The organism is Myxococcus eversor (assembly GCF_010894455.1).
Taxonomy (GTDB): domain Bacteria; phylum Myxococcota; class Myxococcia; order Myxococcales; family Myxococcaceae; genus Myxococcus; species Myxococcus eversor.
Map to the genome: position 1 here is coordinate 301710 of NZ_JAAIXY010000003.1, position 12858 is coordinate 314567.

The 12858-nt window shown below is 68.7% G+C and carries 13 protein-coding genes; all 13 read right to left on the bottom strand.

The annotated features are described in order from the left end of the window. Positions 1 to 46 precede the first annotated feature (46 nt). The 13 genes from G4D83_RS08055 to G4D83_RS08115 all read right to left on the bottom strand — a co-directional run bounded on the left by G4D83_RS08055 (position 47) and on the right by G4D83_RS08115 (position 12846). Positions 47 to 415, bottom strand: coding sequence for a response regulator (locus G4D83_RS08055; protein ID WP_163864093.1), 369 nt, complete (start codon positions 413 to 415; stop codon positions 47 to 49). A gap of 75 nt (positions 416 to 490) precedes the next feature. Continuing rightward, positions 491 to 913 (bottom strand): chemotaxis protein CheW, encoded by a 423-nt coding sequence (locus G4D83_RS08060; protein ID WP_163864094.1) that lies wholly within the window; start codon positions 911 to 913, stop codon positions 491 to 493. A 15-nt stretch (positions 914 to 928) separates the two neighbouring features. Continuing rightward, positions 929 to 1510: an MmcQ/YjbR family DNA-binding protein gene (locus G4D83_RS08065; RefSeq protein ID WP_163864095.1), complete on the bottom strand. Its 582-nt coding sequence runs from the start codon at positions 1508 to 1510 to the stop codon at positions 929 to 931. Next, positions 1507 to 2835 (bottom strand): methyl-accepting chemotaxis protein, encoded by a 1329-nt coding sequence (locus G4D83_RS08070; RefSeq protein WP_217911948.1) that lies wholly within the window; start codon positions 2833 to 2835, stop codon positions 1507 to 1509. The genes G4D83_RS08065 and G4D83_RS08070 overlap by 4 nt, the downstream gene beginning before the upstream one ends. A gap of 133 nt (positions 2836 to 2968) precedes the next feature. After that, entirely contained in the window at positions 2969 to 3901 is a 933-nt protein-coding gene (thiL, locus tag G4D83_RS08075) for a thiamine-phosphate kinase (protein WP_163864097.1), read from the bottom strand. Positions 3902 to 3955: 54 nt separating this feature from the next. Next, on the bottom strand, positions 3956 to 5485 hold the full coding sequence (locus tag G4D83_RS08080; protein WP_163864098.1) for a hypothetical protein: 1530 nt from the start codon (positions 5483 to 5485) through the stop codon (positions 3956 to 3958). 139 nt (positions 5486 to 5624) lie between these two features. After that, a complete protein-coding gene (locus G4D83_RS08085) occupies positions 5625 to 7517 on the bottom strand; it encodes a Hint domain-containing protein (protein WP_163864099.1) in 1893 nt (630 codons plus the stop codon). A 196-nt stretch (positions 7518 to 7713) separates the two neighbouring features. Then, positions 7714 to 9327, bottom strand: a complete 1614-nt coding sequence (locus G4D83_RS08090; RefSeq protein ID WP_163864100.1) for a hypothetical protein — start codon at positions 9325 to 9327, stop codon at positions 7714 to 7716. Positions 9328 to 9646: 319 nt separating this feature from the next. Further along, entirely contained in the window at positions 9647 to 10669 is a 1023-nt protein-coding gene (locus G4D83_RS08095) for a hypothetical protein (RefSeq protein WP_163864101.1), read from the bottom strand. Between the two features lie 81 nt (positions 10670 to 10750). Beyond that, positions 10751 to 11251, bottom strand: coding sequence for an SRPBCC domain-containing protein (locus G4D83_RS08100; RefSeq protein WP_163864102.1), 501 nt, complete (start codon positions 11249 to 11251; stop codon positions 10751 to 10753). Between the two features lie 23 nt (positions 11252 to 11274). Next, positions 11275 to 11622, bottom strand: coding sequence for an ArsR/SmtB family transcription factor (locus tag G4D83_RS08105; RefSeq protein WP_163864103.1), 348 nt, complete (start codon positions 11620 to 11622; stop codon positions 11275 to 11277). A gap of 20 nt (positions 11623 to 11642) precedes the next feature. After that, entirely contained in the window at positions 11643 to 12068 is a 426-nt protein-coding gene (locus G4D83_RS08110; protein WP_163864104.1) for a VOC family protein, read from the bottom strand. Between the two features lie 190 nt (positions 12069 to 12258). Continuing rightward, positions 12259 to 12846, bottom strand: a complete 588-nt coding sequence (locus tag G4D83_RS08115; protein ID WP_163864105.1) for an NYN domain-containing protein — start codon at positions 12844 to 12846, stop codon at positions 12259 to 12261. Positions 12847 to 12858: the final 12 nt, after the last annotated feature.

Below are 12858 nucleotides of genomic sequence, written 5' to 3' on the forward strand. Positions count from 1 at the left end.
CGACCTCGTCAGGAAGCGAAGCGAGACCGCCCGGAGGCGATGCCGCTCACGCCTCTCCCAGGACCTTCTTCACCACGGCCAGCACGTCCTCGGCGCGGAACGGCTTGACGATGAAGTCCGAGGCACCCGCCTCGATGGCCTCCATCACCAGGCTCTCCTGCCCGAGCGCGGAGCACATGATGACCACCGCGCTGCTGTCGTGCTTGATGATCTCCCGCGTGGCCTCGATGCCGCTCTTGAAGGGCATCACGATGTCCATCGTCGTGAGGTCGGGCTTCAAATCCTTGTACTTCTCCACGGCCTCCAGACCGTTGGCCGCTTCGCCGACGACCTCGAACCCTCCAGACGCGAAGATGTCCTTGATCATGTTGCGCATGAAGATGGCATCGTCGACGACCAGGACCTTCTTAGCCATGTGAAGAACTCCGCCTCCGAATCGCCTAGCCTAGAGGAGCGCGGACACTATCACCCGCGCTTTCCAGGGGGCTACTCACTTGGAATGGGTGAACAAGGCAACCACCGCGGCGTCCAGTCCCTCGGGATCCAACACGGTCACTCCCAGGCCGCCCAACCGAGCAACGCCACGGATGGCCGGCGTCAACTTGCCCGGCGCCGCGCTCACCCGCTCCACCGCTTCGATTCCATCCACGTCCGTCACCAACAGTCCCAGATCCCTGCGGCCCCGGTCCAGCAGAACCACGCGGGACGGTGGCGTGGCACCGTCCGGCAACCCCAGGAGCTGACGCAGCTCCACCACCGTCACCACCCGGCCCCGCAGGTTCATCACTCCCGTTATCGCCGGAGGCGCGCGCGGAACACGGGTGAAGCGCTCCGGGGGAACGACGACCTCCCGCACCGCCGACAGTGGCAGCCCGTAGCGCTCCTTCTCCACCCGGAAGATGACGTGCCGCACAGAGGTCGTGTTGTATCAGCTTTGCTTTGGTCGCGAGCTGGTGCCGCGCCGCGCCGTGCGGGGCGTCTTCACCCGGAGCGCCGCCTTCTTCGCCACGGTTTTCTTCGACCCGGACGCGACTTTCTTCGCCACCGACGTGGGCTTCTTCCCGACCGGGACGGCCTTCTTCCTCACCGGGGTGGACTTCTTCACCTGGGACGAACGCGGCGCCTTCGCGCCCTTGCCTCCATCCGTCAGCGCCTTGGGCGCCACGGCGTTGAAGCTCTCCCGAATCCACAGCGACAACAGCTCCACCGGGGCCACCTCGCCGGCGGCGAAGCGCGCCGTCACCCAGCCGCTCTTGCCCAGGCCGTAGCCGGTGGGCTCCGCGAAGGGGAGCATCAGCGCCGCCTCGTTGGACTGGGGCAGCTTGGTGGTGACGTGCAGCCCCCGCTCGTCCAGGACGAGGATGGCGAACATCTTCCCCTTCACCTTGGCGGTGCGGTGGCCCCAGGGGAACTCCTCGGTGACCTGGGGAAGCGCCAGCATGACGTCGCGCAGGCGGACTTCCGCCGCCCGCAGCGCGGCATCGGACGATGAAGCGGAGGACTTGCTCATGGCCCCAGACGGAAGCTGCGCACCACGCTCTGCAGCTCGACGGACAGGTTGGTCAGCTCGCTGGCCAGCGACGTCATCCGCGACACGGCGGCCGTCTGCTCCTGGATGACGGACTGGATGGCCTCCGTGGAGGCGGCGTTGTTGCGCGCCACCAGCTTGATCTCCTCGATGGCCTTCACCATCTCCTCGCTGCCCTTGTGCTGCTCGCGGGTGCTCTCGGAGATGAGGTGCACCTTCTCCGAACCCTTGCGGATGGTGTCGGTGATGGCGCCCATGCTGCGCACGATGTTGGTGAGGTCCTCGCGGCCCTCGGCCAGCTCCGCGATGCCTTCCTTCATGGCGCTCACCACGGAGGTGGACTGTCCGGAGATGTCCCGCGCCAGCTTGGAAATCTGTTCGGCGGAACGGCCCGCGCTCTCCGCCAGCTTGCGCACCTCGTCGGCCACCACCGCGAAGCCGCGGCCGTACTCACCCGCGCGCGCCGCTTCAATCGTCGCGTTGAGCGCCAGCAAGTTCGTCTGCTGCGCCACCTGGGTAATCGCGTCGACGATTTTGGAGATCTCCTGCGTCTTCTCGCCGAAGGCGAACACCTGCTGGCTGGCGGACTCGATGCGGTTGAAGACCTTCTTCACCTTCTCGCCGGCCAGCCGCGCCGCCTTGGAGCCGTCCTCCGCCGCGCTGCTCGTCTCCGCCGTGGTGCGCGCCGCGTCTTCGGCGCTGCCCGTCGCGCGCTGGATGCTGCTGGCCATCTCCGTGATGACCTTGGAGGCCTTCGACACGAGCTGCGACTGAGACTCCGCGCCCCCGGCGATGATGTTCATCGACGAGCCCACCTCCTCCGTGGAGCCGTTGACGTTCTCCGCCGAGCGCTGCAGGTCGATGGCGGTGTCCGCCACGCTCTTGGCCGTCTCCTGAATCTTGCCCACCAGCTCGCGCAGGTTCTCCTGCATGCGGATGATGGCGCCCGTCAGCTCGTCGATTTCGTCGCGCGTGCGGCCCCCCTCGGCGGCCACCGGCTTGGACAAGTCACCCTGCGAAATCTCATACGCGGAGCGGCTGAGCACCTTCACGCGGGTGATTCGCACCAGCCAGGAAGGCAGCAGGAACGCCGCGGTGAGGGTGAGGAAGAGGGCCACGCCCCCTCGCACCAGGTAGTTCATCCACCACGCGGCATCCGGCCACAGCTCGCGAAAAGTCACGTCGGCCAGGAACATCCAGCCGATGAGCATCAACCCCAGCATCACATAGCCGTTGAAGATGACCTGGCGGAGCGAGACCTCTTTGGTCGCACGTGGCCCGTCCACGGCGCGCAGCAGCCGCTGCATGGGCTCGCGACGAGGAGTCAGTCCTGGGGCAGTGTCGTCACGTAGGGGACGGCGCACGGGATGCTTTCAGGGGAGGTACGGAAGCGACCTGGGTTTAGCCTTGCCAGGGGGCAGGGTCAATCCACCCGGGATGCTACCGGAAGTGGTCGAACCCGCCCGGCCGGCGCACCGCGCGTCCCGCTTCATCGTGGATCACCCACCCCACGCCCTCTGACAGCACGCCCACGCGCGTGACGACGTGCCCGCCCCGAGCACACGCCCGCTCGAATGCCCGGCCGCGTCCCTGAGCCACCGCCAGGAGCAGCTCGTAGTCCTCGCCTCCCGCCAGCGCCCCCGCCGCGCCCAGCTCCCGCCTCACCACCGCCGACATGGGCAGCCGCGCCAGTTCCACCGTCGCTCGCACGCCGGACGCGGTGCACAGGTGACCCAGGTCTTGTGCAAGTCCATCGGAAACATCCAGCGCAGCGGACGCGAAGCGCGACGCGAGCAGGCCCAGGGCCACGCGCGGAACGGGGCGGCGCTGGCGGCGCACGGGGCCGCCGCGCCTCAACCCGGCCTGCAAGTGGGCCAGGCCCAGCCTCGCGTCGCCCAATGTGCCGGACACATAGAGCCAGTCACCGGGCCGGGCTCCCGAGCGGGTGAGCGGGGGACGGGACAGCTCGCCGGTGGCGGTGATGGTGACGGACAGCTCGCGCGCGGAGGTGAAGTTGCCGCCCACCAGGTCCACGCGGTGCTCGCGCGCCAGCGCGGCCATGCCCCGGGCGATTCCAGAGAGGTGGGCGGCAGGGAAGTCGCGAGGCAGCGCGAGCGCGCAGACGAACCAGCGCGGCGTGGCGCCCATGGCGGCCACGTCGGACAGGTTCACCGCCAGGGCCTTGTGGCCGATGTCCGCCGGGGAGAAGCCAGCGCGGGTGAAGTGCACGTCCTCCACCACCGCGTCGGTGGTGACGCACAGCGCGCCGCGCGAGGGCGCGAGCACCGCGCAGTCGTCCCCCGGCCCCACCGGCACGCGGGCCTTGGGGAAGTGGTGGAGGAAGCGGCGGATGAAGTCGAACTCACCAGGCATCGCCCGGCAGGAAAGACCAGCCGCCGCTCCGAGGCAACGCGCGCGTGCTGACAGCTACTGGAACACGCTGACGCCCAGGCCCGGCACCTCGCCACGGTGCAGCCACGTGGCCACGCCCACGCCCGTGGGGCCCACGGAGAGCCACGGCAGGCCGCTCTGCGCGGTCGGCGCCGTGTCGAGCAGCAACGCCCTGCCCCATCCCTGGTTGAGGGTATAGCGGCTGGTCGCGATGCGATGGCCGCCCGCCATCTGGTGGGACCACACGACGAGCGCATGGGTGCGGCTCAGGGACACCACCTGCGGGTCCTGGGCCTGTCCCAGGGTGAGCGGCTGCGCGTCCACGTCCTGGCGCTCGCGGAAGCCATGGGCGAAGTCATAGGGCTGGGCGGACAGCCGGGTGAAGCCGGCCCGGACGCGGGGCCAGACCACCATGGCCCGGCCGCCCCGCTCCCGGCTGGCCTGGGCCATGCCGGAGGTGCCCAGCGCGTCCTCCACCCGCTGGGGCGCGCCCCAACCGGTGCCGGGCACGAAGGGCCGCGCCCACAGCTCCACGTTCACCGGGCCCAGCGAGCTCCACAGCGCGAGCACCGCGCCTCCGGGGCCCGCGAGCGGCTCCGCGTAGAAGGACTCCACGCCGTCCGCACTGGCGCGCTCCGCGGCGCTCCACCCCCCGGCGGGCGTCCACCGGCTGAACCAGGTCATGCCAATGCCTTCCACCTCGTCGAACCGCGTCCACCCCACCGCCACGTGTCCGTCATCGCTGACGGACACCTGGGGCTCCAGGGAGAAACCCGGCGTGGGCGTGTCGATGCGGCGCGCGTCCTCGAACCCCGTCTCGGGCGAGCCCCGCGTCACCCAGACATTCTCGCTGAACGTATCCCCGTCGAACCGGGTCCACGCGGCCGTGACGATGCCCGCCGCGTCGCGAACCACCTCCAGGTCCGTCGCGTCCCCTGGCGGGCGCGTCAGCACGCGCTCCGGCTTGCTCCACCCCTCGCCGCGCGTGTGCAGGGAGAACCACATCTGCTCCGCCCCGGGCCCCTCCTGCTGCAGCCATATCGCGAGCATGCGGCTGTACCCGTCGGCGACCAGCTGCGGCTGTCTGACCCGAAGCACGCCCTCCGGGAAGTCGCGCCACAGCCCCACCGCGGCGCCGGACGTCCAACCCGTCTGGGGCACGTACTCGCTGAACCAGAGCGCCTGGTGGACGCCGTCGTTCTCCGTCCAGACCGACATCGCGTGGCCATCCCCGGCCACCGCCACCTGGGGCGTCGCCGTCTCCAGGCCCGGCGTGCCCAGCAAGCAGGGCGAGGCCCACCAGGCCCTGCCCTCCACGCCCACCTCTCCCGCGTCTTGGGGCCGGGCCAGCGCCGACACCGTCACGCGCGCCAGGTCGCGGCGCGCCGGCCATTCCTGGTGCCGGGGGCGCGCGCGCACCAGCAGCGGCGCCTGACCGGGCTTCGGCTCCTGGCGGGCGGGGCGCTCCGGACAGAAGTTGGGAGGCGGCGGCTGGGGAGGGTTCTCTCCGCACGCCGAAAGTCCCAGTCCCACCACCAGCACGCTCATGACGACCGTGTTTCGCATCCGCGCTCCTGCCATCGCCGGGTTGACCTGTTGTCTCGACAAACGGACGCCCCACCCGCGATGAGCCGCGGGTGGGGCGCCGGGTCCGGGCCTTCTCCTGGGAGCAGGCCCGGAAGCTCTTTCACCGCGAACCGCGGGACTAGCGCTGGCCCGCCACGAACGACGCGGAGTGCTTGTAGTCCTGGTGCCACGAGGCCGGCAGACGCTCCAGCACCTGGCGGGAGTCGGCCACGGGGGCCGTCAGCTCGCCCTGCATCGCGTTGTCGCCCACGCGGAAGCCGTTGGCGAACAGCGTGTTGGCGCCCTTGCCCGCGCGCGCCAGCTCCTCCTTGGTGCCCAGGCTGAAGTTGTAGACCTTGCCCGCGTACTTCTCGCGGGTGACGGACGTCAGCGTGGCCACGCCGTCGCGGGTGCTGACGCGGTCGGCGACCTTCAGCTTGCCCGCGGCCACGGGCTTGCCGTCCGCCATGATGACCGGGTGCTTGTCGGTGAGGCTCACCGCGTGGCCCTTGTCGTCACGCAGGTTCACCATCGGCTCCAGCTCGCCACCGACCTGGATGTCGCGCACGGTCAGCGTCTCGCCCTTGTCGTTGGTCACCATGCGGTCGCCGCGCTTGACCTCCTCCACGTTGACGACGCTGCCGTCGGCCAGCACCACCTTCGTGCCCTCGGCCATGCAGCTGTTCCACACCATGACGCCGTAGCGGTAGCGCGGGTCGCTCATCGAACGCACCGTCACCGTGGCGTAGGTGTTCGTCGGGGTGCCGCAGTTCACCTTGGTGCTCACGGTGATGACGTACTCCACCGCCTGGTTGATGATGGTCTGCCCCCGGCAATCCTCCACGAGGCCCGCGGTGGGCGTCTCGCGCGAGAAGTCCGCCAGCAGCTTGACGTTGGCCGTCTGGCTGTTGATGGAGCTCTGCAGCACGTTCCTCAGGGACGTCTCGGTGATGCAGGTACCTCCGGTGATGGGCTTCACCAGGCGGACCTTCGAGCCCTCCAGGATTTCCTTGATGATGCAGGCGACGCCGGCCTTGCTGCCCCCGTTGAAGGTGAACTGGGTGGGCACGTACACGTGCGTGAAGTCCCAGGGCGGCGTCACGGCGAAGTTGTTGGTGGCATCTCCCACCCAGCTCGCGGTGATGGCGGTGTTGCGCAGCGCGATGCTCGTCGGCGTGCTGCCGCCCGAGGGCGCCAGCGTGTTGCCCACCGCGGCGTAGTCACAGTCGATGCCGCCGCGCATCTGACACAACTCCGTGGCGATCTTCCCGCTCGTGGGGACCGACAGCCGGGGGTGGTCCATGGACAGGTCCGCGCCGCCCGTCGTCGTGCTGGACTTGCCGCGCGCGAAGGTGACGACCTCCTCGCCCGTGTCCTCGTTCATGGCGATCATCATCGAGTCGAGGACGACCTGCCGGTCCATGTTGATGGGGATGGCCGGGCGGACGATGACGTCGTCGAAGCTCTGGCCGGCCGCGTACTCCTCGCCGGACGCCGAGTCGACGACCGAGGTCTGCGTCTCCGCGTTGTTCGAGTTGAACGCGACGATGTCCGTGTACACGTAGCTGGCGCCGTTGACACACGCGGCCCACGGGTTGCTCTCGTAGGTGCGCACCATGCCGGCGTTCGTGCCGCGGGAGATGCTGAGGAAGTGGTCACAGCCCCAGTTGTTCACCAGGGTCGCGCCCAGCTCCTGCTTGCCAGCGGACTTGCGCGCCAGGGCCTTCTCGCGCGCCAACCCCAGCCGGGTGAAGAGCTTGGGCGAGTTGCTGGCCGTCTTCCCGGAGCCACGCAGGCGGTTCATCACGAAGCGGTACTGGCCCGGGTCGGCCAGGTCGATGGCGATACCGTCACCCATCACCGGGGACTTCTCCCCGAGGACGCGATGCATGTACTGCGAATCCTCCACCAGGGTCGCGCCATCCAACCCCCGGTCCGGGGAGCGCAACGGTCCGGCCCAGGCAGACGTCGCGAACGCGACGAGCGGCAGGGCCGCGAAAACAGGCACCGAGAAACGCGAGTACGGCTTCATGTGTAACCCCCTCTGCTGCAGTGGACTGCCTTTGCCAACGACAACCACAACGCGCGAGACGACTTCTCTTGAAACGGGGCCCCTCCTCAGCGACGAGGAGGGAGCCCTTGAAGACTCATGACCAGGCACATCTGCCCTGACCCGCTGCTCGATTCACGACCTGGACCCCAGGGGACGCGCGAGCGTCCCGCCGTGGCTAGTTGCAGGCCAGCTCACAGATATCCCGGGCCTGGTCCACGCAGATGGAGTCCCAGCTTCCGGTGCAGCAGAACGGGTCGCCCTCGCACACGGCCGCCGCGCACGGCGAGCAGGTCGTCGGGATGGGATTGCCCGGCCTGCACACGTGGTGGCACGGGCGCGGACGGTTGAGGAACTCCTCGAAGACGGCCTTGCGGTGAGGCAGGAAGACGTCCGTGAGCGCCGGGGAGATGCGGAAGCGGATGCCCTCCGGCCCGTTGGCGTCGGTCAGCTCGCTGACGTGGGTGAAGCCCAGCGAGTTGGGCCAGGTGATGCCGCCACCCAGGGGGTTGCTGTTGCTCAGCTCGTGGCAGCCGGCGCAGGACAGCGCCTTGGCGCGAGCGACGATGTTGACGGGCGTCAGCGTGCTGCCGATGCGGGTCAATTCTGCCTGAATCAGCGAGCGCAGCGCGGACGTGCCGGTGCCGAACTGGCCGGTGTAGTTGTTCTCCCCGCCCTGGGCGTCACTCTGGCCGCCGTTGAACTGGTCCTGCACGTCCATGTTGAACAGGTTGATGTCGTTGCGCGCCAGCGCCTCCACCTGGCTCTCGAAGAAGAAGCGGAAGTCCGTCGCGCGGGCGTGGGTGGAGGCCGGGTTGAACAGCCCACCGAACGGGTTCACCTTGTCCGTGGAGATGATGGCCTTGAGCGAGGTGCAGGTCCCCCCCACGCCGCAGGTCTTCTGCAGCTTGAACTCGCGCAAGAGCCAGTTGCTCTGCATGAACTGGTTGGTGCGAATCTGTCCCGCGATGGTGGCCGGGTCCGCGCCGTAGTTGTCGATGTGGACGACGGGACGGAAGCCCGGCAGGCCCTGGAAGTAGAAGGTGCGCAGCTTCGCCGAGCGCGAGTTGGCGTCCGGGTCATTCGAAAGTCCCGACCAGAACTCCGCCACCGGGAGGCAGCCGTCCAGCCCCTCGTCCAGATGGGGGTTGGGCAGCACGCCCTCGAAGATGATGAAGTTGCGCGACAGGACGTTCGTCTCGCCCGACTTGCGCGCGAAGACGATGCGGTACTCACCGCAGTTGGCGCCGTCCGCGGGGGCCAGGTCGAAGCGGTTGAACAGCCCCACCGCCTTGTACCCGGTGGCGAGGTTGGGGTTGGTGAACGGGTCCTGGGTGGCCTGCGTCCCCTCCTGGGCCCGGCACTGGTACGGGAAGCTGTTGAACAGGGTCTGTCCGCTGACCGTCTGGTCGTTGCAGTGCTGACCCTGGTTGAGGCCCGGGCTGTTGTTCTGCGTGTCCCAGAGCTGGCGGAAGAGCGACAGCGCCGTCACGCCCGAGCCGTTGGCTTGCGCCGCGAGCTGGGTGAACACGTCGCGCATGGGGAAGTTGGCGAGGATGGCCGTCTCCGTCACGATGAGGGAGCGGAACGTGTTCACCGACACGCCGGTCATCTGCGACTTGTCACCCGACTGATGCAGCAGGCCGATACCGGCGCGCTCGGAGTGGAGTGGAGTGGTCCGCGCGGGCTGGGGCGTTTCGGGCGCCTCCAGCAAGTCTTCCTGCGTGCTACAGCCCGCCAGAGCCAGAATCGATGCAAAAGCAAGACACGAGCGCCGCACGCGCTTGTCCATGAACTCCCCCTCTTCGAATTGACACAACTGGTTTCACCACTTCTGTGCAGCGCGCGCCCTTATGAAGGATTCAACAAATAATTACAAGACATAATCGGAATAGCCACAATACCCACATAAGCCAGTTCAAGCGTACACAGATACGTAGTACCCGCGACACACAGCCTTTGACCCTGGGTGCGTCAGGACTGCACTCCCCTCTGGCGTCCCAGGCGTACGCGGGGTGCGTTCTCCCGGTACGCGGCCAGGGCGCGAGACAAAACAATGCAGCGCGTTCAATCCGTACGCACCGGTGCGTCTCAACGGCACGCAAGGGCTGTCAGAACACCTCCATGGGACAGGCGGGAATCATCTGATTCTCCGGGGTGCGCACGACGTCCAGCGCCAGGCACCTGGGCCGACAGGTCCCCCCCATGCAGTAGTCCCCCTGGGAGCAGCACATGCCATTGCAGAGCACGCCCCCACCGGAGCAGCACACCTGGGGGCCGCTGTAGCAGGCCCCGCCGTGGCAGGTGTCCCCGCTCGTGCACGAGTCGCCATCACTGCACGACGTGCCCGCGGGACGCGCCGCGTAGGAGCACACGCCCGTGGCGGGGTTGCAGGTGCCGGGGCTCGCGTAGCAGGTGCCGGGCGGGCTGTTGCAGCCCACCGTCGTCCCGGTACAAGCCCCGGTCGCCCCACACTTGTCGTTGAGGGTGCAGGCATTGCCGTCATTGCAGGAGGCGCCGGCGGCCAGGGGCTCGTAGACACACGTCGCCCCCGAGCAGACGCCATAGGGGGAGTGGCAGGGCCCGGGTGGAGTGTTGCAGGGGCCGCAGGCGGACTCCACGACGTGGATGTTGAGCATGAAGCGGCCGCACGAGCCGTTCTTGCCGTCCACGGTGATGCGCACCTCCTGGTTGCGCGCCAGGTTGAGGACGGCGGAGGACGTGAGCGTGGAGGACGAGGCGTTGTCGTTGCAGCCCAGCGAGGCGCTGCTGTTCCAGTCCGTCACCTGCACCACCGTGTCGTAGTCCGTGGTGTCGGTCGGGTCCGTGACGAAGGTGTAGGCGCCGTCATACGGGGCGATGAAGTGGAAGCTCATGTCCGGGCCGCTGCCGCCGCCGCACGCGGGCGTCACCTCGTTCGCGGCGCCACAGGTGCGGCCCACGGCCACGCCCCGCCCCACGCGCAGCCGCAGGTCCACGTAGGAGGACGTCACAGCGCGGGCTTCCTGGGTGCTCAGGCTCTCCGCCGGAGGCGCCTCGACGCCGCCTCCCACCGGGGACTGGGTACAGGCCATTCCCAGGAGCAGCAGCCAAAGAAAGACACGATTCCAGTGCCAGCACGGATAATCCGCCATGACTGTCGCCCCCTGCGTTGGAGGCTCAACAGCATACGCACTCGCAGTCAGTATTGCTAAAAAACTATGGCCTGACGGTTTTCATCCCTGTCGCCCGGGGGGTATCGCTTTGGCGGCCTGGGAGCGGAGCGCGGTGGCGAGGCCTCCCCACCACATGCCCATCATCGCCAGGAAGGCGGAGACCTCCTGGCCATGGCGCACGGGGTGGTCCGGACGGAGGGCCTCCCAGCCGCGGTGCTCCAGGACGACGCGGGTGCCGCCCCCCTGGGCGGGCTCGAAGCGCACGTCCACCTGGGTGAGCTCGCCGGGAGCGAAGTTCCGGCCGCGCCACTCGAAGCGCAGCCTCGCGCCGGGCTCCCACGTCAGCACGCGGCCAATCTCGAACACGCCGACCGCGTCCTCTTCCACCAGGCGGCCTCCAGCGCCGCCCTCGAAGCGCACCACGCTGTCGGCGGCGTGGGAGCCCCGGAAGCGCGGCCCCCGGCGCCACCAGAGGTCGGTCTCCTCGGTGAAGACGGTGAAGGCGACGTCTGGCTCCACCTCCAGGAAGGTCGTCACGCGGGCGGTCTGCTCCATCGTCATGTCGTCGGACCTCGCGGGGCGGCTCAGGGCCGCTTCTTGCCGCGCGTGCGCTCGGCGTGTTCCTTGAACGACTGGAGCTGGTCCCCCCAGAAGGCCTCCACCTCGTCGAGCCACGCGCGCAGCTCCGAGAAGCGCTCGGGCCGCAGCCGGTACAGCTTGACGCGGGCATCGTCCTCCACGGCGTCCTCCTCGACGAGGCCTGTCTTGCGCAGGACTCGCAGGTGCCGGCTCATGGCCGGGGGCGACATGTCGAAGGCGGCGGCCAGCTCACCGGCGCGCCGGGGCTGCTCCCGCAACAGGTCGATGACGCCCCGGCGGGTGGGGTCGGCCAGGGCGGCGAAGGTGTCGTCGAGACGTCGGGCGGCTCCCATGGGCTCAAGGCTCCGAAGCTTCAGCCCTTCACGCGCTGGGAGAACCACCACGCGTGGCCTTCCAGGTCCTCCGCGCCGTAGCCCCGGTCCGTCCAGTAGTCGTCGCCGTAGTTCGTCGTCTCCGGCTCCCGGGTGATTTTCGCGCCCGCGGCCTTCGCCCGCGCGCAGTGCGCGTCCACGTCATCCACGTAGAGCATGAGGTACCCAGCGCTGGTGCCCGCCGCCGCCGTGGGCGTGCGCGCCGGGTACTTCGAGCTGAGCGAGTTCACCATGATGACGCCCTCGCCGAAGACGAGCTCCGAGTGGACGACGACGCCCGGCCCGCCCTCCACCTTCAGCCGCGTCTGGAAGCCGAAGGCCTTCTCCAGCCAGTCGATGGCGGCCGGTGCATCCACATAGAACAGCCCGGGGGTGATGCGCGCGCAGCCCTCTGGAACCTTCTTCATGGCCCGTCTCCCGTGGGAACGAACTTCGTTTCCTTCACGGGCAATATTTAACGCCGTCGTTAACCATTCGCAAGCCAGGAGTGGATGGACCGACGGGGGTGCCCCGCGGCTCGCCGTGGGACGGGACGCGCGGGCACCTGTTCGTGCCCGCGCACTCGAAGCCTGGAGCCTCGCGGCTCGCGGCGGGCCGCTACACGAACATCAGCGGGTCGAACTCATCCACGTTGACGGGCAGCAGGCGGGGCAGCGGGCGCTGGAACACCTTCGCGTTGAGCTCCAGGTCGACAATCTTGAGGCCCGAGGGCACCAGGTCGCGGAAGCGCTGGCTGACATACTCGCGCAGGCCGAGCACGGCCACCTGCCGCTTCTCCTCCAGCATGGGCTTGAGCGCCTCGGCGAAGTCTCCGCCGTCGTGGCTGGCCAGGCCCACCGCCGCCTTGGGCCGCTGGACGCGGATGGACTCCAGGAGCTTGAGGATGCCCAGGTCCACCACCTTCTGGTCCTGCCGTCCGTACAGGAGCGCCACCTCGCAGCCCGCGGACTTCAGCGCGCGGATGAAGCCAATCATCATGTCCGGCAGCTGCTCACCCCGCGCGTTGAGCACGACGATGCAGCGCACGGGCGCCGGGAAGTAGCTCTCGCAGAACGCCACCAGCCGGTCGAACTGGACGCGGTCCTGTGACTCGGGTTTGCGGCCGACAACGTTGGACACGGCCCAGTCGATGTTCTCCGCATCGATGAGCACATAGGAGGCGGCGGGGGGACGTCCGGTGAGCATGGGCGCGGACAA

Bases quoted from the DNA above. Each gene is read 5' to 3' on its own strand.
- G4D83_RS08055 (WP_163864093.1), bottom strand. From the start codon at position 415: ATGGCTAAGAAGGTCCTGGTCGTCGACGATGCCATCTTCATGCGCAAC.
- G4D83_RS08065 (WP_163864095.1), bottom strand. From the start codon at position 1,510: ATGAGCAAGTCCTCCGCTTCATCGTCCGATGCCGCGCTGCGGGCGGCG.
- G4D83_RS08070 (WP_217911948.1), bottom strand. From the start codon at position 2,835: ATGCAGCGGCTGCTGCGCGCCGTGGACGGGCCACGTGCGACCAAAGAG.
- thiL (WP_163864097.1), bottom strand. From the start codon at position 3,901: ATGCCTGGTGAGTTCGACTTCATCCGCCGCTTCCTCCACCACTTCCCC.
- G4D83_RS08080 (WP_163864098.1), bottom strand. From the start codon at position 5,485: ATGCGAAACACGGTCGTCATGAGCGTGCTGGTGGTGGGACTGGGACTT.
- G4D83_RS08085 (WP_163864099.1), bottom strand. From the start codon at position 7,517: ATGAAGCCGTACTCGCGTTTCTCGGTGCCTGTTTTCGCGGCCCTGCCG.
- G4D83_RS08090 (WP_163864100.1), bottom strand. From the start codon at position 9,327: ATGGACAAGCGCGTGCGGCGCTCGTGTCTTGCTTTTGCATCGATTCTG.
- G4D83_RS08095 (WP_163864101.1), bottom strand. From the start codon at position 10,669: ATGGCGGATTATCCGTGCTGGCACTGGAATCGTGTCTTTCTTTGGCTG.
- G4D83_RS08100 (WP_163864102.1), bottom strand. From the start codon at position 11,251: ATGACGATGGAGCAGACCGCCCGCGTGACGACCTTCCTGGAGGTGGAG.
- G4D83_RS08105 (WP_163864103.1), bottom strand. From the start codon at position 11,622: ATGGGAGCCGCCCGACGTCTCGACGACACCTTCGCCGCCCTGGCCGAC.
- G4D83_RS08110 (WP_163864104.1), bottom strand. From the start codon at position 12,068: ATGAAGAAGGTTCCAGAGGGCTGCGCGCGCATCACCCCCGGGCTGTTC.
- G4D83_RS08115 (WP_163864105.1), bottom strand. From the start codon at position 12,846: ATGCTCACCGGACGTCCCCCCGCCGCCTCCTATGTGCTCATCGATGCG.